Below are 21,243 nucleotides of genomic sequence, written 5' to 3' on the forward strand. Positions count from 1 at the left end.
GACTTAAGACCGGATCGTCCCGTCGCCGCGTACGATGTATTTGAAACTAGTCAATTGCTCTGCGCCAACCGGCCCGCGCGCGTGCATTTTGCCCGTGGCAATACCAATTTCGGCCCCCATGCCAAACTCACCACCATCTGCAAATTGCGTCGAGGCGTTGTGCATCAGGATTGCGCTATCCAATTCAGTCAAAAAACGTTCAGCAGTTGTGGCATCTTCAGTCAGAATACAATCCGTATGATCAGAGCCATACTGACGAATGTGCGCCATTGCCTCCTCCAGTCCCGCAACCGTCTTGGCCGCAATTTCCATATCAAGGAATTCATGGCCCCAATGGTCTGCCGTGGCCGCCTGTGTTCCCTCAATGCCCTGCAGGTTCATATCTGCATCAACGGTCACACCTGCTTGCAAAAGCGCGCGGATCACATCAGCACCCAGACTATCTTTGATCTCTTCATGGATCAGCAAACACTCCGCAGCTCCACAAATCCCCGTGCGGCGCGTCTTTGCATTAAGCACCACATCAAGTGTCTTTTGCGGGTCTGCTGCTTTGTCGATGTAGATATGCACAATGCCTTCAAGGTGGGCAAAAACGGGAACCCGCGCTTCGCGCTGCACAAGCCCCACCAAACCCTTTCCACCACGCGGCACGATCACATCGATATACTGCGTCATGCTGAGCATTTCTGAAACTGCCACACGGTCACGGGTGGGCACCAATTGCACTGCATCCTCGGGCAAATTGGCATCACGAAGTCCCTGTTGAAGAGCTGCATGGATGGCGCGCGAGGAATGGAAACTCTCGGAGCCACCACGCAAAATAACGGCGTTACCCGCCTTCAAACACAGCGCACCTGCATCAGCCGTGACATTTGGCCGGCTTTCGTAGATCACCCCGATGACCCCAAGCGGCGTGCGCACGCGTGAAATATTCAGACCTGTGGGCCGGTCCCACTGTGCGATGACTTCTCCGACAGGATCGGCCTGTTCCGCCACTGCGCGCAGGCTATCTACGATGCCGCGAATACGCTCTTCGTCCAGCATCAAGCGGTCCATCATTGCGGGGCTAAGGCCTTTGGCACGGCCGTATTCAAGATCAAGCGCATTGGCTTCAATCACCGCATCGCGGGTCTTCCACAAAGCTTCAGAGGCCGAGATCAGCGCCGCGTGTTTTCGCTCAGCACTGGCATTCGCCAAGGCAATGCTTGCGGCTTTTGCCCGTTGGCCGATGTCTTGCATAAATGCGGGAATGTTATGTGTATCGGTCATCTGTCTGTCCAATCTTTTGGCTTAAAGCGCCATATCATCACGGTGGATTAATGCTGCGCGCCCTGCGTACCCGAGCAACCCTGCAATTTCAGCCGTCTTGTGGCCCTTCAAAACTATGGCCTCCGTGCTGGTATAGCGGGTTAATCCCTGCCCCACATGCGCGCCTGACGTATCAAGTATCTCAACTGGGTCGCCACGGCCAAATGTCCCGCTAACTGCCATGATCCCTGCAGGTAAAAGTGAGTTGCCCGACCGCAGCGCCTTCGCAGCACCAGCATCAATCGTGACAGAACCTTTGGGCATCATCGCCGCAATCCAACGGGTACGCGCACTTTGCGGGCTTTCGGTTGCACTAAACCATGTTGAGTTTGCGCCTTCTTCAAGCATCTTCAAAGGGTTGCGCGGCGTTCCTAATGTGATCGCCATCGCACAGCCAGCATCCGTTGCCATCTTTGCAGCCATAAGTTTGGTCTTCATTCCGCCTTTCGATAGCCCCGACAGGGCATCTCCGGCCATTGCTTCAATTTCGGGTGTAATTTCTTCAATCACGTCAAACCGGCGCGCCGACGTGTCCGATTGCGGATTAGCGGAATAAAACCCATCAACATCCGAGAGCAAAATCAACTGATCTGCCCCGACAGTTACGGCCACTTGTGCGGCAAGGCGGTCGTTATCACCGTACCGAATTTCGTCAGTTGCGATCGTATCATTTTCGTTAACAATCGGCACAACACCAAGGCTCAACAATTGTGACAGCGTTGCGCGCGAATTAAGATATCTGCGGCGATCCTCAGAGTCTTCAAGCGTGACAAGCACCTGCCCCGTTTTGATACCGTGGGGGGCCAATGCCTCCTCATATGCGCGGGCAAGTCGAATTTGTCCCACAGATGCCGCGGCCTGAGACTGTTCAAGCGCCAGCTCGCCAGCGGGCAACCCCAACACCTCACGGCCCAATGCAATCGAGCCCGATGAGACCAAAACAACGTCCTTACCCAAATTTTTAAGCCAGGCGACGTCTTGCGCCAAAGCCAACAACCACTCTGCGCACAAAGTCCCGCTTTCACGGTCAACCAACAAGGCCGATCCGATTTTCAGAACAATGCGATTGGCCGCTGTTAAGGACGCCATGGTTCTTCCTCAGCACCAGCTGCGCGTTCGCGGGCACGGTCCGCTTCAATCTCGGCGCGCACTTTGCGAAGGACGGCATCAAGACCCTCACGGCTCACGCCTGACATCAGCATCACGCGACCACCGACCGCCTTTTCAAGATCAGCTTTCAGGTCAGCACGCTCTTCGTCATCGAGAGCATCAATTTTATTTAAAACAGTCACGCGATCTTTCGCCGCCAGCTCACCACCGTAAGCTTCCAACTCACCGATGATCGTCTTGTAATCTTCAACTACGGTGTCAGACGTGCCATCGATCAGGTGCAACAGCACCGCACATCGCTCAACGTGGCCAAGGAAACGATCGCCAATGCCGCGCCCTGCGGATGCGCCTTCGATCAAGCCCGGAATATCCGCCACGACATATTCAGCATTATCAATGCCGACTACACCAAGGTTCGGGTGCAGAGTAGTGAAAGGATAATCCGCAATTTTCGGCCGCGCATTAGACGTTGCAGCCAAGAACGTGGATTTACCGGCATTCGGCAGCCCCAAAAGCCCCGCATCAGCGATCAGTTTCAGGCGCAACCAAAGGGTCCGTTCAACGGCCTCTTGGCCGGGGTTGGCGCGACGCGGCGCTTGGTTCGTTGATGATTTGAAGTGAAGGTTGCCGAAACCACCATTACCGCCCTTGGCCAAAATAACCCGCTGACCAACAGCCGTCATGTCAGCAATGACAGTTTTCTGATCTTCATCCAGTACTTCGGTGCCGACTGGAACGCGCAAAACAATGTCATCACCGTCTGCACCAGTGCGCTGTTTACCCATACCCGGAACGCCGTTTTTGGCGAAAAAGTGCTGCTGGTAGCGGAAGTCAATCAAGGTGTTCAACCCATCGACACATTGCACAACGACATCACCGCCACGCCCGCCATCGCCGCCATCCGGACCACCATATTCAACAAATTTTTCACGGTGGAAGCTAACAGCCCCCCCCCCGCCCGCGCCCGAACGGATGTAAACTTTGGCCAAATCGAGGAATTTCATATCATGTCCTTAGTGCAGCTTTGCGCCGCGAAACTTGGTGAGGGGCGAGCCACCTCGTTAATCTGTCTTTAGCCACATTTGCGCAGGTATGTCCACGTCGGGACTGCCGCATCGCGGGCCACGCAAAAGACCTCAGCATCCCCAAGATACTGAAAGCCACAATGGGTCAGTACTTTGCCACTGGCGGGATTATCTTGAAAGACTTGGCCGAAAAGCGTTTCAGCGCCCTGCGGGTTTGCCTCCACAATGGCACCAAGGGCTTCGGACGCAAAACCAGTGTTCCAAAACGCAGGAGCAACCCAGTAGCCAATCTCGGATTGTCGGTCGTCCAGACGCTTAAGTGCGATCACACCCAAAACTTCGGCCAGCCCATGATCAGAGCCGTCCATGACCCAAATGTCATGCTCACTATTTTCGGCCAAGCCGCGGTCAATAAACGCCTTGGTAGCACCGGGCGGCAGCGGATGAGGGATGGATTCAGTGTTGCGGGCCAAACGCTCGTCACTTGTGTACATCTTGATCAAGCCACGATCAGAGGCCCGCAAGGGGCGCAAAACGAAACGATCACATAAAATGACGGATGCGTTTGTATCGACATTCATGACGATGACCTTTCGTTTGTTCGCGCATCAAGCAGCGCTAAATTAGTGTCACGGAGATAAGTTGCAGAGCACTTAATGAGCCCGGATAAAGCACTGAGAATATGCAAGAATTGCAAAAGTAATGTGACAAAAGAAAAGGGACCGGCCTAATGGCCGATCCCTTTAAATTTCTTAGGACGTCGGCTGTTTATTCAGCAGCTTCCGCGAGCGGAGTGACAGATACGAAAGTACGCTTTTTCAGACCCTTGTGGAACTGGATGTTACCTTCGACAGTCGCAAAGATTGTGTGATCTTTGCCCATGCCAACACCTTCGCCCGGCCACACTTTTGTGCCGCGCTGACGGATGATGATGTTACCTGGAATGACAGCTTCGCCGCCAAACTTTTTCACGCCCAAGCGACGTCCAGCGGAGTCGCGACCGTTGCGGGATGAGCCGCCTGCTTTTTTGTGTGCCATCTGGAATTACTCCTGTTCAGCTGCGAACTGTGTTGCTTGTGCAACCCAGTCGTCACGTTCGATACGGCCTTTGAACGACAGTTTGTCATCCATATAGGCAATCTCTTCTGCACCCCAACCGAGGATCTGGTCAAAGTGGAATACGCCGTTCTCGTGGAGAAGACCTTCCAATTTCGGACCTACACCAGAGATCTTTTTCAGATCATCAGCTTTGCCACCGCGTGCTTCGGTCAGCAGGTTGCTTGGCTTGCTGCCAGTCGCGGCGTCAGCTTTTGCTTCTGCCTTGGCTGCTTTTGGAGCCGCTGCCTTCTTTGGCGCTGCTTTTTTCGCAGCAGGTGCTGCTGCCGCAACAGCCGCACCAGACACGGAACCCGCACCGATCGCAGCTTTTACACCAGTTTTGTCCGCGCCTTTTTCCAGCAACTCGGTTACACGAAGGAGCGTCAGTTGCTGACGGTGGCCCTTGGTGCGTTTTGAGCTGTGCTTACGGCGACGTTTGACAAAGTTGATCGTCTTTTCACCTTTGATTTGGTCAATCACTTCTGCTTGCACAGCAGCGCCATCGACCAAAGGTGCGCCAACATTGGCACCGATCATCAGAATTTCGTTGAATTGAACGGTTTCACCCGCATCAGCAGCCAGCTTTTCCACACGCAGCACATCGCCGCTTGTGACTTTGTATTGCTTGCCGCCGGTTTTCATAACCGCAAACATGTGCGTCATCCTTGTCTAACCGCGTCATCAGGTCCCCCTTGGGGCGTTCACCGCAAAATTTGCGACCCTTAAACAGCGCGCCCCGATGTCGGGACTGTCATTAAAATAACCCGCTCGCGGAATCCTCCCGCGACAGGAATGTCTTGTATGCCTTCGTGAGGTTTACACGTCAAGAGTTAAAGGGCAGCGTGAAAAGACAGCCTTTGCGCAGCTTGCCCCCGCCGATCAAAGTTAAAGCTCTTCTGCCAATATATAGCCGGCAACGCTTTGGCCCAACTCACGGCTTATGGCGACATACATTTGATCAAAGCTTTCAAACAGGGCCGCATTCATTGCGCGACCTTCAGCAGTGGCCATGATCTGCTCATAGGCATTCAGCCCCTCAACCCCGAGGGGTTGATACGCCATCAACAAGTAAGAATAGAGCCACTCTTCTGTATTGGCGCGGATTTCAGGCTCTTGGGCCCAGACATCGGCCAAAATATCGCTCTCTGACATACGCGAAGATAACGCACCGCCATCAATCATGCCTGTATAAAATGCAAAGTTAGAATTGAGCGCGCCTGCTACGTTGGCCTCCACATAATCATTTGTTGCGACAAACGATTTCACGGCCGCGAGCATCGGATCATCCTCGGCCTCTCTGTCTTGATACTGCGCAATGGCACCCTCTTCTATCGCCTCATCAAGGAACGCGACACGCGCTGAATACTCCAGCTCCACAATGTCCTGACCCAAGTCAGATTCGAAAAACACCACAAGCGGGCCCATATCGCGGTCACCTAATGTGGCTACAAAAGTGTCACGCATCCCGTCGATCATTTTATCTTGATCGTAAACCCGCGCAACTTCGCTGGGCCATTCGGGAATACTGCGCCCCGGCATCATCTCGTCCCCAAGTGAGGCACCATAGGCCAGCCCTTCTTCACGCATAACAGAGATAATTTTGCCAAGCTTCATAACGTCAAACAAAGCACTCGCCGAGCTTTGCTGCGCGAAACTGATGTTGGTCAGTGAGAATGTCACGGCAATGGAAAGCGGCGCGACAAGGCTGCGGAAAATCATGAAGGCTCCTAAATCATATGGGTTAGTAAATATGATGTGGGATCAGATTTTCCAGACCTTAAAACTTGCTGCGGAACAATTATCCGCACCAAACGTACTTACGCGGCGGCCGTGGGTGATGCTGTCTAGGCGATTTGCTCACGCAGGGCGATCACAGCCGCTTGGGTGCGGTTCTTTGCACCCATTTTACTACAAATTCCGCGCATGTGCATTTTGATCGTCACTTCGGTCATTTCCATGTCACGTGCGATCTCTTTATTGGACAGCCCTGCGCATACTTTCCGCAAGACCCGCAACTCATTCGCAGACATGCCGAAGTTGACCTCATCACCTGTTTCCGCCGCTGTACTTAGAAAAGACGATGGTACAAAGACTTCACCCGAGGCCACCAAACGGATTGTGTTCAACAGTGATTTGAACGGTAAAGTCTTGGGGATGTAGCCTTTGGCACCCACATCAAGCGCATCTTTTACATATGCATCAGAGGCGCTGCCCGAGAAAATCACAATCGATGTTTTTGGAAATTTTTGGACAAGCGTTTCGATACACTCAAGGCCCTTCATGCCGGGCATATTGACGTCCAGCAGCACCACATCAAACGACTTTCCGCTTTCAAGGACGGCCAGCGCATCATCATAACTTGGGACCGGTGTGATATCGAAATCAGGCTGCGCTTCTATGAACGCCCCAATCATGTCCCGCACAAGCTGATGATCATCTGCGATCAACACCGAAATGACCGAGCTATTCTCTGAACCAAACATCCGTAACGCGCCCCTACACTGAAGTATCACAAAGCAGTGATTACTATCTAATTCTATGCCTAGCAGATTGAAATAACACCAAGCTCACCCTTTCGGCAATTTATGATTGTCTAAGGATTATTACTTGTATCTTAAGATAGTATTAGGTTCTTTGAAACGATGTGTCAGACAGACACGGTGTTAAATAGCTATTACGAGGAGAGCGTGTAATGCTCCGCAATTCTAACAAGTCGGTATCTAGTTTCAATCAAAGCCGCCGAAATCTGCTTCTATCTACACCGTTTATACTTGCCGCCACGCAGCTTGGCGCAAAAACCAGCCTTGCACAGCCAACCCAAGCAACATTGCTGCGCGTGGATGGGGACATCGCGCTGACAAATGCGGGCGATGCTGCCGTCTTTGACGCGCAAATGCTTGATGCCCTTCCGCAAATTTCGTTTACCACATCAACAATCTGGACCGACAAGCCGCGCACGTTCTCTGGCCCTGCCCTGTTTGATGTACTCAAACACGTTGGCAGCGACGCCGCGCAAGTCACAGCGACGGCGGCGAACAACTATTCTGTCGATATCGATCGCGCACTTATCGAGGAACGTGCCCCTATCATCGCAAACCGTATCGATGGTGAAGCGTTCAGTATTCGGGAAAATGGTCCTCTTTGGGTGGTGTTTCCCTATGATGAAGACCCGAAATATCGCACTGAACCGATCTATGCGGTGAGTGTTTGGCAACTGGAGCGACTGACTGTTACGCAGATTTAGACCCATGTTCCAACGTAACATCGAAGCAGTGCGGGCGGATGGCCGCGCCGTTCGCTCTGCTTTAGCGATCTCATTATGCTTGACAGTCTTGGGCATGGCTCTCGTCGGGTACTACTACACCGGCCTAAAGGCATCTGCTGAGAAGTTTCGATACGCCACCTCTGACAATGTTACCTGGACGATCGTTCAGGTCGAGGTGGACTATCACAACCTACGCCTTGCAATTGCACGCGAGCTTGCACAAAGCAGCAACGCTGCGGTGCGCACACGCAACACCATCGTCGCCGACCTTTCAGGTATAGATGCAACGCCAATCAAACGCGCTTTTGACATCTATTATAGCCGCGTGGACGCCAGTCGTTTCATTTACGAAGGTGCACTTTCTGGTGGGAACGGAGAACTCAGCGATATCATCACACGGCTCTACCAAAGCAAAGAGGCAATGGCTGGGATCATAGACAGCTGGAGCAGTCCAAGCCGTGCAGACCTTGAACAGCTTCTTGCGATGGCAGACGCGTCTCAGAATGATGTCCGTCAATACGCTATCCAAGCACTTCAGGTGCTGGTGAATGACGCCGCAGACGAGCGTAACGAGCACCTTGGCATGCTTCAAAACTACGCCAGTTTACTGATTTTGATCGTGGCCCTGCTGCTCGGAATGCTGGCCGTATCATGGGCGCTCCAGCGCCGCCTAAAGAGCAAAGCGGTGATCACCGAACGCATTGCCTACAACCTAAATCGCATCGTCGAAGCCAGCCAGGATGCTGTCGTTATTGCGGATGGATCAGGCTACATCAAACAGTACAATGCCGCCGCCGAGAGTATTTTTGGCTACACCGAAGCCGAAGCTTTGGGGCAACCTGTTCACGAGTTGCTCATTCCCGAACAGTACCAAGCAGAATACTCCGAGCGCTTGCAATTTCTGTCCAACGGTGGCCAAGGCGAAGTCGTAGACAACGGACGGCACATCTTCAAAGTCCGCGACAAACGGGGCCGTGAATTTCCAGCAGAAACCACAATCGCGTCCAGCAAAGATGCCGATGACAACTCTTTGTTTATCGGCATTCTGCGCGATATTTCTGAGCGCATTGAGAATGAAGAAAAACTGCACGAAGCTGTGGATGCAGCCAAACGCGACGCTTTGGCGAAAGAACAATTTCTTGCTGTTATGAGCCACGAAATGCGCACCCCGCTGCAGGGCGTGCTGGCAACTTTTGACCTTCTGGCTGACGATGAAGCAACGCAAGATTTGCGTGACTTGATTGGCTTGGGCAAGCGCTCAGGCATGAAAGCACTTGAACAGGTCAACAACACCCTTGAATTGGCCCGGCTCAGCGATTCAGAAAAAAGCGCGCAAGATGTGTCGCACGCGGATGCGCTAAACCCGCAAGACCTTGTGCAGCGGCTTGTGGACCTGCTGGAGCCTCTGCTGTTGAAGCAAGGAAACACCATCAGCTTTACATCAAACTGGCCAAACCACCTGAATATTTTGGCCAATCAGAGCCTGTTGGAATCCGTGCTTGAGAACCTGATGGCCAATGCGAATAAATTTACCGCAAACGGTCGGATCTGCGTCGACCTTAACGGTCATACAGACGGCGATGACATCGACCTGCGGATCACCGTAACAGATAACGGGATTGGCATTGCGCCTGAAAAAATTGACAGCATTTTTGATGACTTTGCAACGGGCGATGCGGGCTACACCCGCACTTCCGAGGGCACAGGGCTTGGTCTTGGCATCGTTAAACGCGCCACTGAAAAATTAGGCGGGCAAATCGCGGTTAAAAGCGCACCGCAAAAAGGAAGCGCGTTCACGTTTAGCGGCACATTCAAACATGTTCCAAGCGGTTATTTCACCTCTGCCGGTTCAGCGATAACGCCAGAAATAAGCGAGCATCGTGCCCCCCAAAACCGCAACAAGCCACATGTGCTGGTTGTCGATGATAACGCAACTAATCACACGCTGATCGGGCGAATGTTGGAGCGGCTTGAGTGCAGCTATGATTTCGCCGAAGATGGGCAAGAAGCTGTCGACAAATGCGCGATCACGCAATTTGATTTAATCTTGATGGACCTCAGCATGCCGCGGATGAACGGCATTGAGGCGGCCCAAGTCATTCTAGGCAATCAAGTCCCCCAAGGACCCATAGTTTGCATCACCGCCCATAACGGCGGGGATACGCTGCAACAGGTACTTGATGCGGGCATGAGTGACTATCTGATCAAACCGATCAGGCTCAACAATCTGTCGCAACTTTTGGACAAGACCGTCTTTGCGGGACAGCAAGGACCGAACACTCCCTTGCCCACCGAACCTGCACGACAAGAGGCAGATTTGGACGCCCTAAGCGAGTTGCGCTCCACACTTGGCGCAGATCAAGCGTTGTCTATTTTGGCGCAATTCGAGCAAACCACCCAAGAAGAACTGGCGGGCCTACGAGCCAGTTTAGGCACAGCATCCGAACAGCAAACAATAGCCACCATCCACAGCATGGCCGGCAGTGCTGCGATGATCGGCGCAACAGCGCTACACAAAACGCTGCTAGCCGCGGAAAACGAGCCTACATTGATTAACGATGCCCTGTTGACCGAATGTCAGAGCTTACTAGGGTCGTTTTGCACCTACGCCCGCCGGCATTTCAAACCCACTGACAGAGAAGCTGCTGAATAGTCTCAGGAGGCCTCTGCGTGATTACAATGCGCAGCGGCCAGCCCTGCGGCCAAGCGTTCACCACTAAGCGGCGCACGAAGCGTTGCATCTGCAATGGCGCGGCGGTGACTGCCCAGCTCATCATTCAGCACAGTCCGTGAGACAATAAGCACACTGGGATCAGGGCACATGCGGCGAAACTTGATCAGCGCGTCGACCCCAACATCTACGTCCGAAAATCCATCCAGATTGACGATCACAAATGATGACGTTGTGCTGATCATCTGCAGGTCGCGCATCAAGCTTGCAGTCGCGCAACTCATAACCGGAGAAAGGCCCGCTTGGCGTACCATGTCACGAACGGCCAAAATGTCGTTTTCATCAAAGCCGACGAGACAGGCATTCCCGCTTAACTGTCCACGCTCAAGGCCGGATACGAAATCAAGCGCAACAACGTTGTCAGAGAAAGCTAGCTTTTTGGCATCTTTTGTCTGGCGTCCCCACATGGACTATTCACCTTTCACTCACGAGCGGGACGGTATTTTCTAACCGCTTCGCCCAATAAACATTAAGGTTAATAGTATCTTGAGAAGGCTCTCGAAGAACTGTGTTTTCGGAGGCTCTGATCATCTTAGGATGACAATTGTATCCAACGATAGTTTCTACCGCGCCGCGGCAGAAGTCATTGCCTGACTGATCCCATGAAAGACCGATCCCGCAGAGGCGCGCGGCGCATATACGCGAACGCGATCGCTTGCCTCAATTAGTAAAAAACAGCCCGTATGATGGATGGAAACGCGGCTCGCATAGCCAGCTGAACGAGTTCGCATATCCACGCTACACACCAACTCAAGCACCGCTTCAACTTCGCCAGTCAGGTCAAAAGAGACCCAGCCGTCCGTCTGTTCCGTGATTGATGCCGTCTCTCCAAAACTGGTTTTCAGTCGGGCTACAATGTCTTCAACGTCAGGGAAATCCGCGCTAAACATCCACTGGTCAGGCCCCATCCAAAACGCACTGTAAATATCAGAGGCCAACCAAGCAGCCGGGTCCGGCGCATCGGCTCTCAAGAGATCCGTGATAACCGCACGACATGCCTCATCAACACCAAGTCGCGCCGCAACGCTGGCAAGTGCAATACGCGGACGCTCCGCAAGCTGGCACGACTGTGTGACAAACACGGTTGGCTCAGCCAAACCAAAGGCTGTGATGGGTGTTAAATCATGCACGTTGACGCTCTCCCTCTGGATCGACGAAATGCGGCGATACCACCTCAACCTCGACGCTGGTTTTGGTCAGCGGGGAAACCAATCGCATGCGGTCTCCAATGCGCTCACTACCAGACTTGATAAACGCCAATCCGATCATGTTTCCAAGCGTGGGCGAATAGGCAGCGGACGTCACGTACCCCTGATCATGGGCCGCATTAACAGGGCCCTCCGCGCTCATAACATGCCCACCAGCTGTAATTTTATCCTTTGGATTAAGCGGTCTTAGACCCACCAAACGCAGACCATCTTCAGTGTTCAACCCCACCCGCTCGGACAGTTTTGAGCCAATGCTGTCTTTCGCCTTTGAGACCATACGCCCAAGGCCAAGATTTTGCGCCGTTGTTGTGCCGTTCAACTCATTACCTGCCGCATGACCCTTTTCGATCCGCATCACGCCAAGCGCCTCTGTGCCATATGGGGTAACATTGAATTCTTCGCCCTCATCCATCAATCGGCGCATCATTGCATCGCCGTAGCGCGCAGGTACGGCCAACTCAAACGCCAACTCACCCGAGAACGAAATCCGAAATAGCCGCGCCCGCAGCCCGCCACACACGGTGATCGCACCGCACGCCATAAAGGGAAACGCATCGTTGCTGATGTCAAATTCAGCATCCACCACTTTTTGCAACAAGGCCCGCGCATTTGGTCCCGCAATCGCATATTGCGCCCAGCTTTCTGTTGTCGAGATTAATTGCACATCCAGATCAGGGCACAGGCATTGGCGCACAAATTCCATGTGCTGATAGACTTTGCCCGCATTTGCAGTGGTGGTTGTGACAACGAAGTGGTCCTCGGCCAGGCGTGCGGCAGTACCGTCATCCATCGCAATGCCGTCCTCGCGCAGCATCAAGCCGTACCGCGTCCGCCCAACGGCAAGTTTCGCAAAGCCATTGCAATAGACCTTGTTCAAAAACACAGCCGCATCGGTGCCCTGCACGTCAATTTTGCCCAACGTCGTGCAATCACACACGCCAACCGAGCTACGCGTGGCAAGCACTTCGCGATCAACGCTTTGTCGCCAATGGGTCTCGCCCTCAATTGGAAACCACTGGGCACGTAGCCAATTGCCAACTTCAACAAACACCGCACCACGCTCTTTGGCCCAGTAATGCGAAGGCGTCAGACGCACCGGATGAAAGTCTTTACCCCGTGATCTACCCGCAAGGACCCCGATGGCCGTTGGCGTATAAGGCGGACGAAACATTGTGGTGCCAACATCCGCAATGGGCTGGCCAGTCAGTTCGGCCATAACGGCCAAGCCGCCCATATTTGACGTTTTGCCTTGGTCCGTTGCCATCCCAAGAGTGGTATAGCGTTTCAGGTGCTCAACGGCGCGGAACCCCTCTTGGTGGCTAAGTTTGACGTCCTTAACGGTAACGTCATTTTGCTGATCTAACCACGCGCGTTCGCTGCCTTGCACGCACCAAAACGCGGATTGCGTTACGGGGCGGTCATCAGCCTTGGGCAATGCAGGTAAGGTGCGTGGATCAATTTCCAACGCTTTGCATGCCGCATCAACACCAGAGTGCAAAGCCCCGTGGGTTGAAAGCATACCTGCCGCAGCACCAGCGACGCTCATGTGTGGTGGCAAACTGGGGCTGGGAACAAACGCATTCAGCGCATCATTCCACACCGGCCGCGCCCCTTGGTGACTGGTCAGATGGACATTCGGGTTCCAGCCGCCGCTCACGCCAAGCGATCCCGCCTTCAGCCAGCGTGAGTGCCCAGTGGCATCCGTAACTTGCACCGCGTTTAAACCAAGCCTGCCGCGGGTATCCGTGACTGTGGTACCGGCGATGACAGCATATTCATGCGCGGACGGCGCATCAGCGCGCGTATCCACAACCGCGGCAATCGCAACACCCTGCCGGTGCAGATCAGCAGCAGTGCGATGTCCGTCATCATTACTAGTGAAAATTACTGCGTCCCGCGCAGCACTGACGCCCCATCTGTTGGCGTAACTGCGCATTGCACCTGCCAGCATAACACCTGGGCGGTCGTTGTTGTTAAAGGCAATTGGCCGCTCTGTAGCGCCCGCGCACAACACAGTATGCTTAGCATAAATGCGCCACAAAATTTGGCGTGGCTGACCTTCGGCACTTGTGCGTAAATGATCAGTGACCCGCTCAACCGCACCGTAAATGCCGTGATCAAATGTGCCAATCACAGTCGTACGTGACATTACCCGCACATTGGAGAACGTGCCAAGATGCGCCACTTGGGACGCGGCCCAATCCGCGCCAGCCTGATCGCCAATAAACTCATGCTCGCTGTTCAGCCGACCGCCGAAGCGGAAATCTTCATCAGCGATGATGACCTCAAAACCTGCCTCGGCCGCTGTACGTGCAGCCATCAATCCCGAAGGACCTGCGCCCACAACCAATAGATCGCAATGACGAAACCCTTTGTCATAAACATCGGGGTCGGCAGAACCTGTCAGCGCCCCCAAACCTGCGGCTTTGCGAATAATGGGCTCGTAGATTTTTTCCCAAAACGCCGCCGGCCACATGAATGTCTTGTAATAAAACCCTGCGGTCAGAAAATTCGAAAACCGATCGTTAATCGCCATCGCATCAAACGCGAGTGAGGGCCAGCGGTTCTGAGACGTGGCCTCGAGCCCATCAAAAAGCTCGGCTGTGGTGGCGCGTGTGTTCGGCTCTTGGTAGGCGCCGCTGCGGAGCGCAACAATCGCATTAGGCTCCTCGGATCCCGCAGTTAATGGCCCACGCGGACGGTGATATTTGAAAGACCGCCCCATAAGGCGCACCCCATTGGCCAAAAGCGCAGAGGCCAGCGTATCACCGTGATAGCCCTGAAATGTTTTTCCGTCGAATGTGAACGAAAGCGGTTTATTGCGATCAATCTGCCCGCCGCTTAGACGGTTGATTTGCCCATGCGTTCTGTGGTGCGTGCCGTGGTTGGTCCCGTGATCCGCCATTATCCACCGCTCCGTTTGGTGCCCATGCCGGCCACGTCGCTTGCCAAGCCGCGTGCCACATCACGGGCCAATTCAACTTTGGTAATTTCATGGGTTACCGTGTTGCGTGTTACCACCAGCCAAGACCTGTCACCGCCCTCGTGAAACCACAATTCGCGGTGAAGGCCAGCAGGGTTGTCGCGCAGATATGCATAATCATGCCAGTCCTTGGGCGTTGCCGTGTCAGGGTCGGGCCTGTTGAGCAACGATGCGTCACCAAGGTAGGTAAATTCAGCACTATCGCGCGGACCAAGAAGTGGATGGTTAATGATCATCAGTGCAAATTGGGCTGATTGCCCATCCCTTTTTCATCAATCATGTGCCCTGTCTCAAAGCGGTCAAACCGGTATGCCGTGGCCGTTGGATGGGGGATGTCGCGTGCAAGCAAATGGGCAAACGCATAGCCCGAGGCAGGCGTTGCCTTAAAGCCCCCATAACACCAGCCACCGTTGAAATAGAGCCCGTCAATATGAGTGCGGTCGATGATGGGCGAGCCGTCCATGGACATGTCCATGATCCCCCCCCACATCCGCAAAAGCCGCGCGCGTCCGATCATGGGCATCAATGCCATACCACCTTCGCAGACATCCTCGACCACGGGCAAATTGCCCCGCTGTGCGTATGAATTGTAGCCATCGATGTCGCCACCAAAGACCAAACCGCCTTTATCCGATTGGCTGACGTAAAAGTGCCCTGCCCCAAACGTAATCACGCCCGGCAAAATGGGTTTGAGACCTTCGGACACAAATGCTTGCAACACATGGCTTTCGATAGGCAGACGCATTCCGGCCTTGGACATCAACCGACCTGATGACCCTGCCACGGCACAGCCCACGCGGCCCGCGCCGATAAACCCGCGAGACGTCTCAACACCAAGGCATTTGCCATTCTCAATCCGGAAACCCGTTACCTCACAATTTTGCAAAATATCAACGCCATGGCTATCTGCTGATCGCGCATAGCCCCACGCCACTGCATCGTGACGCACTGTGCCGCCGCGCCGCTGCGCCAAGCCGCCTTTGATCGGAAAACGCGCATCGTCAAAATTGAGAAACGGATACTCTTTGCGAATTTGATCTGCATCCATATACTCCGCGTCTGCCCCGTTGAGGATCATAGCATTGCCACGCCTGATGTAGGCGTCGCGTTGTGCATCGGAATGGATCAAATTCATGATGCCCCGTTGGGATACCATGGCGTTGTAATTCAGGTCCTGTTCCAGCCCTTCCCAAAGCTTCAGTGAAAACTCATAAAATGGCTCATTTCCATCAAGCAGATAGTTCGAGCGGATAATGGTGGTGTTGCGGCCTACGTTGCCGCCGCCAATCCAGCCTTTTTCAAGCACGGCAATCCGCTTTTGACCAAAGATTTTTGCCAGATAATGTGCGGTTGCAAGGCCGTGACCACCGCCCCCGATGATGACGATATCGTAATGGGACTGCGGCTCGGGATCGCGCCATGCGGGACGCCAACCTTTGTGGCCGGTCAGCGCCTCTTTGATGACTTTAAATCCTGAATACCGCATGTCTCTCTCGCATCATTCTGGTGTGTCGCTCGGCGTTTCTTGTGCCAGTCTTAGCCGCGCAATATTTTCCCGCCAGCATCAAAAGGCGGCTCTGAAAGAATACGCGCTTTGTGTGGCTTGCCAAGCACCATGACATCAACCTCATCACCTGCGGTAGCCCCTTTGACAAACCCAAGCGCCAACGACATCCCAACCGTATAACCATAAGCCCCGGAGGTAACCCGACCAATCCCCACACCGTCTTTGAAAATAGGCTCGCCGCCCGTAGCATCGGCGTTGGATGCAGTTACATCAGCGTCCTCGAGATGCAAAATAACCAGTTTTTCGCGTGCAGGTTTTTCAAGGTTAGCAACAGCCGCTGATTTGTTCAGGAAATCTTTATCCAACTTGCAAAGCCGCTCCAGCCCAACTTCCTGGGGCCAATATTCCGGGCTGTACTCACGTGACCATGAACCATAGCCCTTCTCAATCCGCAGTGACATCAACGCACGGCTGCCAACGGGGCGCGCACCAAGGTCTTGGCCAGCGGTCAGAAGTGCCTCGTAAAGCTTGGCCTGATCTTGCGTCTCACAGTGCAGCTCCCAGCCCAAATCACCTGTAAACGACACCCGCAGCGCCAACGCACGCACACCCGCAATATCCAACCACGCGGAACGCATGAACGGGAAATCCTCAGTCGCCAGCGACGTGTTGGTCAGCCGCTGCAACAACTCGCGCGATTTAGGACCTGCTACGTTGAAGCCGCACATCTCAACAGTTTTACTTTCAAACACGGTACCTTTAGGCAGCGGCACATCAGCGAAAAAGCGTTTGTGATACCGCTCTGCCATGCCAGAACCGACGATCCAAAACTCGTCTTCTGCCACGCGGGTCACTGTGAAATCACCCGCAATGCCGCCGCGTTTTGAGATCAGGGGCGTCAAACAAGATCGCCCAATTGAGCGAGGCATATTGTTGGCGAAAACCGCATTCAGCCAGCTTTCCGCATCCGGTCCCTTGCAACGGTATTTGGCAAAGTTAGAGATATCAATGATACCCGCCGCGGCGCGAAGCGCCTTGCATTCCTCTCCCACAGGCGCCCACCAATTTTGGCGGGTAAATCCGTTGGTGTCCGTGGCGCCAGGCTCAGCGGCGAACCAAAGCGGATGTTCCCACCCCGCATTTAGGCCAAACACAGCGCCCATTTTCGTTTGGACATCGTAGATCGGTCGCGTGCGCGCGGGCCGTCCGGCGCTTCGTTCCTCATTCGGGAAATGGATTGCGAAACGGTGCGCGTATTGATCTTGGACACGCGCTTTAGTGAAGGCTTTGCTGGCCCATGTGTCAAAGCGCGCCATGTCCCATGCAAACATGTCGTACTCTGTTTCGCCCTCAATCACCCACTGCGCGGCCATAAGCCCCATGCCACCCGATTGTGAAAATCCCGGGATAATGCCGTTGCAGCAAAAATATCCCGGCACTTCGGGAACCGGCCCCATCAGCACGTTACTATCTGGCGACCAGATCATTGGCCCGTTGATGACCCGCTTGATGCCCGCATCAGCAACCGCTGGCACGCGCTCAATCGCGTTCATCATGTTTTCTTCAATACGCTCAAGATCATCGGGGAAAAGATCATGGGCGAAATCAAGTGGTGTGCCTTCTTCGGCCCAGAACTTCATATCCCGCTCATAAGCCCCAACCAGCAGGCCATTGCCCTCTTGGCGTAAGTAATATTCGCCGTCACGATCACTGACCGACGGCAAGCGCGCAGCAGATTGTTCAACATCGGCCATCGTCTCGGTTACGAAATACTGATGCTCGGTAGGTTGCAATGGCAACTCGATTCCCGCCAAAGCCGCCACTTCACGCCCCCACAGGCCCGCCGCGTTAATCACCCACGGCGTTGCAATATCGCCTTTCGGCGTTTTGACGATCCATGTGCCGTCTTCTTGGGCTTCGGTCGCGGTTACTGGCGTGAAGCGGTGAATTTCAGCGCCACGTTTGCGCGCGCCAACCGCATAGGCGTTGGTCACGCCAGAAGGGTCCACGTTGCCGCCATCAGGTTCAAACATCACACAGCGGATGCCGTCATAATTCACCATCGGGTTCAGCTTTTTCGCCTCTTCGATGCTGACTTCGTAAAAGTTCATACCGTAGAGCTTGGCCTTGGCAGCTTGCAGTTTTAACTGGTGCTCTCGCTCTTCTGTTTGCGCCAGATAGAGCGAGCCGGGCTGAAAAATGCCGCAACTTTGGCCAGTCTCTTCTTCCAGCTCTTTGTACAAATTCATCGTGTAGTGCTGAATGCGGCTGATGTTGGTGCTGTCGTGCAAGCCGTGAATGTTGGCCGCCGCATGCCATGTTGAGCCTGACGTCAGCTCATCACGTTCCAGCAAAACAACATCAGACCAGCCAAGTTTGGTCAGGTGATACAAGATCGAACATCCAATTACGCCGCCGCCAATCACAACTGCCTGTGCTTGCTGTCTCATCTGAAGTCTTTCCGCAGCACTATTGGCCGCCCTTTAGGGTAGAATTTAGAAGTCCAAAAGCTTCATACGGCCCCGCTCGGCCAGCCGAATATTGAGCACACCCGCCTCCGGGCCGCCCTTCTCAAGTGCAAAAATAAATGCATGAGTCAGATAGAAGTCCGCTGCGCGTTCATCACCGGTAGCCAAGGCATTCTCAGCTGCAAGCGTGTATAAACGCACCAGTTCCGCCGTGTTGCCTTGGGCGTGCGCCTCAAGCAAAGCCGCATCCAAAAGCAACGCATCGGTCACAAGGATTTCTGATGCGGACGCCAGAGGGGCCGCCCCCTCAGCCTTAGCCACATACCCCATCTTTACGCGCGCGCCTGTGAAATTTGTGATGCTACCCAATGATGAAAATTATGCGTCGGCCCGTCCATCACAGGTGAGAAACGCCCGCCATCAAACATCTGTCCGTGACGCCCCCGCTGCATGCCCTCAACCACAAAGATGTCTTCCTCGAACACCTCTTTCCACATTTTGGCATTGGTGGTGCGCAGCTCATTACATTCAGGCGTGTCAGCCTCGGAAGCGGCGTAGTAAAGCTCGATATGCTCTACCGTGTTGCCGCAATCAACGGGTTCCAAAACGATGGCAAAACTATGATCGCGCTGCGCCCCCAGCAAAACATTCGGATAAACAGCGATGTATTCAGCGCCCTCGTCCCACTTGGAGCTAAGATCCGCAAAATCAGGAAGCGTTTGCCCTGCCTCGTCACGCAATTGACGGTAGACCAAAGTCCCTTGGCCAGAATATTTGCCGCGTTCTTCGATGTTATAATGATCTTCAAGGCGCGAATAACTGTTCAGGCCCGGATGCACCCAGGGCAGGTGATAACTCTCGCAGTAATTCTCAACGGCTAGCTTCCAGTTGGTTTTAACATTCAACTGAAACGATGCGGCCTCTCCCCCGTGGTAAAGTGGGCCGTCAAATTCGGACCAGCGCGCCATAAGATCTTGGTGGACCTCTTCAAAAGGCGCGGCATTTCCATCGATATTCACGAAAACAACATCGCGCCACACGAATGAGCGCACCTTGAACAACCCAAGTTCGTCCATATTCACGTCTTCATGTGTACTTTGCGCAGGTCCGCCAACATGGGGAGTGGCACGCAGCGCACCGTTCAAGCCGTAACACCAACTGTGATAGGGACAGCGAATAGCGCCGCGAATTTTCTGCGCCTCTTCCACCAAGATCATCCCACGGTGGCGACAAGTATTTTGAAACACCCCAAGCGAGCCGTCACGGTCACGGACCATCAAAAGCGGCATGCCCATGAACGTGATTGGCTTTGCGTCACCTGCTTCTGGCACGTCTTTGCTAAACCCGATGCCCGACCAATTGGCAAACAACACCGCTTGTTTTTCTTCATCAAAAACGGCCGGATCAATGTAGTGGGCATTTGGCAGGCCGTTGGCCTTGTTCACGTCTGTCATCACCGAAGACAATGAGGTCTGTTCGTTCATCGCAAATCCCCCCGAAGCGATCACTACTTGAGGTTCATTTGGGGCAATCACCACGCGGCGTTCAATATCTGAAATGCTCACCCTTAGGTGAGATTAATTCACTTGAAACTTATTACTCTCGGATGATTTAATCTCATCCAAAAGCCACGTCTTTAATGCAAGCGCATCCGCTGTCTGTTGGGCATCCGCCCGCCCCAGCAAGTAAAACTTCTTGGGTGCAGGCAAGGACGCATCCCCAAGCACAACCAAGCGGCCGGATTTAAGCGCAGGATCAATAAGACGTCTCCACCCAAGCGCCACGCCCGCGCCCTTGCGCGCAAGCTGCAGTGCAACCGCATAGCTTGTGACCTGCGGCCCCGCACCTACTTTGCCGTGATGACCCAAAGCCGCAAACCAATCCGCCCAGTTCGTCCAACTTCTGTCCGCGCTTTTCAAATGGATCAGCCGCATCGCAGCAATATCAGACAGGCTCACGCCACCTAGGCTTTGCGCCAATTCAGGCGAGGCAACAGGAACCAATTGATCACGGTAAAGGGCCGTGTGCTCAAGCCCGCTGTCTTTATCTTTGCCGTATCTGATGAAAAAATCCAGTTCATCCATCACTGAAAACGGGCGGTCGTTCGAGATTTGATTTACATTAATATCGGGAAAATCACGCCAAAATCGAATAATCGAGGGCGACAGCCACAGCCCCGCCACAGCAGTGGTTGAGCCGACTGTGACATAGCGTGTGATATCGCGCTGGCGGATGTCTTCAAGGCACCGAGACACCCTTAGAAATGACGCTGCTAACGCCTCAAAAAGCGCCAAACCATCTTCGGTCAATTCAACCCCGCGGTGTTGGCGACGAAAGAGCGGCGCGCCGAGGTCGGCCTCAAGTGATTTGATCTGATGACTAACCGCACCCGGTGTCACCCCAAGCTCATGGGCCGCGTGCTTAAAGCTGAGATGCCGCGCCGCCGTTTCAAAAACCGAAAGGCTTGTGAGCGCAGGCAAATTATATTGACGACGTGACATAAGCGGCAATCACCTAAGGTTAACGCATGAATTGAGTTC

Annotated in this window: 19 protein-coding genes; 2 read left to right on the top strand and 17 right to left on the bottom strand. The window is 53.9% G+C overall.

What is annotated here, in order from left to right; all coding sequences use genetic code 11:
* Nucleotides 1–3: 3 nt before the first annotated feature.
* From NIG5292_RS02065 to NIG5292_RS02100, 8 genes are all read right to left on the bottom strand, one after another.
* Complete coding sequence (locus NIG5292_RS02065) at nt 4–1,269, bottom strand: glutamate-5-semialdehyde dehydrogenase (protein WP_048597677.1); 1,266 nt, start codon at nt 1,267–1,269, stop codon at nt 4–6.
* 21 nt (nt 1,270–1,290) lie between these two features.
* Nucleotides 1,291–2,397, bottom strand: coding sequence for a glutamate 5-kinase (proB, locus tag NIG5292_RS02070; RefSeq protein WP_048597678.1), 1,107 nt, complete (start codon nt 2,395–2,397; stop codon nt 1,291–1,293).
* A complete protein-coding gene (gene obgE / locus NIG5292_RS02075; RefSeq protein ID WP_048597679.1) occupies nt 2,385–3,422 on the bottom strand; it encodes a GTPase ObgE in 1,038 nt (345 codons plus the stop codon). The genes proB and obgE overlap by 13 nt, the downstream gene beginning before the upstream one ends.
* 68 nt (nt 3,423–3,490) lie before the next feature.
* Nucleotides 3,491–4,024: a GNAT family N-acetyltransferase gene (locus NIG5292_RS02080; protein ID WP_048597680.1), complete on the bottom strand. Its 534-nt coding sequence runs from the start codon at nt 4,022–4,024 to the stop codon at nt 3,491–3,493.
* Between the two features lie 187 nt (nt 4,025–4,211).
* A complete protein-coding gene (gene rpmA, locus NIG5292_RS02085) occupies nt 4,212–4,481 on the bottom strand; it encodes a 50S ribosomal protein L27 (RefSeq protein WP_048597681.1) in 270 nt (89 codons plus the stop codon).
* Between the two features lie 6 nt (nt 4,482–4,487).
* Nucleotides 4,488–5,195 carry a 50S ribosomal protein L21 gene (locus NIG5292_RS02090; RefSeq protein ID WP_048597682.1) on the bottom strand — a complete coding sequence of 236 codons (708 nt, stop codon included), beginning with the start codon at nt 5,193–5,195 and terminating at the stop codon, nt 4,488–4,490.
* A 231-nt stretch (nt 5,196–5,426) separates the two neighbouring features.
* Nucleotides 5,427–6,260: a DUF2059 domain-containing protein gene (locus tag NIG5292_RS02095; RefSeq protein ID WP_048597683.1), complete on the bottom strand. Its 834-nt coding sequence runs from the start codon at nt 6,258–6,260 to the stop codon at nt 5,427–5,429.
* Between the two features lie 125 nt (nt 6,261–6,385).
* The gene (locus tag NIG5292_RS02100; RefSeq protein ID WP_048597684.1) at nt 6,386–7,024 is read right to left on the bottom strand and encodes a response regulator; all 639 of its coding nucleotides are present in this window, start codon (nt 7,022–7,024) and stop codon (nt 6,386–6,388) included.
* Between the two features lie 209 nt (nt 7,025–7,233).
* Between NIG5292_RS02100 and NIG5292_RS02105 the strand changes: the two genes are divergently transcribed.
* Both NIG5292_RS02105 and NIG5292_RS02110 read left to right on the top strand, forming a co-directional pair.
* Nucleotides 7,234–7,785, top strand: a complete 552-nt coding sequence (locus NIG5292_RS02105) for a putative pterin-binding protein (RefSeq protein ID WP_053084819.1) — start codon at nt 7,234–7,236, stop codon at nt 7,783–7,785.
* A gap of 4 nt (nt 7,786–7,789) precedes the next feature.
* Nucleotides 7,790–10,459 carry a PAS domain-containing hybrid sensor histidine kinase/response regulator gene (locus NIG5292_RS02110; RefSeq protein ID WP_048597685.1) on the top strand — a complete coding sequence of 890 codons (2,670 nt, stop codon included), beginning with the start codon at nt 7,790–7,792 and terminating at the stop codon, nt 10,457–10,459.
* 2 nt (nt 10,460–10,461) lie between these two features.
* Here NIG5292_RS02110 and NIG5292_RS02115 read toward each other — a convergent pair whose 3' ends face one another.
* The 9 genes from NIG5292_RS02115 to NIG5292_RS02155 form a co-directional block, all read right to left on the bottom strand.
* Nucleotides 10,462–10,944: a hypothetical protein gene (locus tag NIG5292_RS02115; RefSeq protein ID WP_048597686.1), complete on the bottom strand. Its 483-nt coding sequence runs from the start codon at nt 10,942–10,944 to the stop codon at nt 10,462–10,464.
* Nucleotides 10,945–11,100: 156 nt separating this feature from the next.
* A complete protein-coding gene (locus NIG5292_RS02120; protein ID WP_048597687.1) occupies nt 11,101–11,667 on the bottom strand; it encodes a sarcosine oxidase subunit gamma in 567 nt (188 codons plus the stop codon).
* A complete protein-coding gene (locus NIG5292_RS02125; RefSeq protein WP_048597688.1) occupies nt 11,660–14,650 on the bottom strand; it encodes a sarcosine oxidase subunit alpha family protein in 2,991 nt (996 codons plus the stop codon). Before NIG5292_RS02125 ends, NIG5292_RS02120 begins: the two co-directional genes overlap by 8 nt.
* Nucleotides 14,650–14,964: a sarcosine oxidase subunit delta gene (locus tag NIG5292_RS02130; protein ID WP_048597689.1), complete on the bottom strand. Its 315-nt coding sequence runs from the start codon at nt 14,962–14,964 to the stop codon at nt 14,650–14,652. The genes NIG5292_RS02125 and NIG5292_RS02130 overlap by 1 nt, the downstream gene beginning before the upstream one ends.
* Nucleotides 14,964–16,214, bottom strand: coding sequence for a sarcosine oxidase subunit beta family protein (locus NIG5292_RS02135; RefSeq protein WP_048597690.1), 1,251 nt, complete (start codon nt 16,212–16,214; stop codon nt 14,964–14,966). The genes NIG5292_RS02130 and NIG5292_RS02135 overlap by 1 nt, the downstream gene beginning before the upstream one ends.
* Nucleotides 16,215–16,264: 50 nt before the next feature.
* Entirely contained in the window at nt 16,265–18,685 is a 2,421-nt protein-coding gene (locus NIG5292_RS02140; RefSeq protein WP_048597691.1) for a GcvT family protein, read from the bottom strand.
* Nucleotides 18,686–18,730: 45 nt separating this feature from the next.
* Nucleotides 18,731–19,024, bottom strand: a complete 294-nt coding sequence (locus NIG5292_RS02145) for a hypothetical protein (protein ID WP_306372338.1) — start codon at nt 19,022–19,024, stop codon at nt 18,731–18,733.
* Nucleotides 19,025–19,035: 11 nt separating this feature from the next.
* Complete coding sequence (locus tag NIG5292_RS02150; RefSeq protein WP_048597737.1) at nt 19,036–20,187, bottom strand: aromatic ring-hydroxylating oxygenase subunit alpha; 1,152 nt, start codon at nt 20,185–20,187, stop codon at nt 19,036–19,038.
* Nucleotides 20,188–20,280: 93 nt separating this feature from the next.
* The gene (locus NIG5292_RS02155) at nt 20,281–21,204 is read right to left on the bottom strand and encodes a LysR substrate-binding domain-containing protein (RefSeq protein WP_048597692.1); all 924 of its coding nucleotides are present in this window, start codon (nt 21,202–21,204) and stop codon (nt 20,281–20,283) included.
* Nucleotides 21,205–21,243: the final 39 nt, after the last annotated feature.

This window comes from Nereida ignava (assembly GCF_001049735.1).
Taxonomy (GTDB): domain Bacteria; phylum Pseudomonadota; class Alphaproteobacteria; order Rhodobacterales; family Rhodobacteraceae; genus Nereida; species Nereida ignava.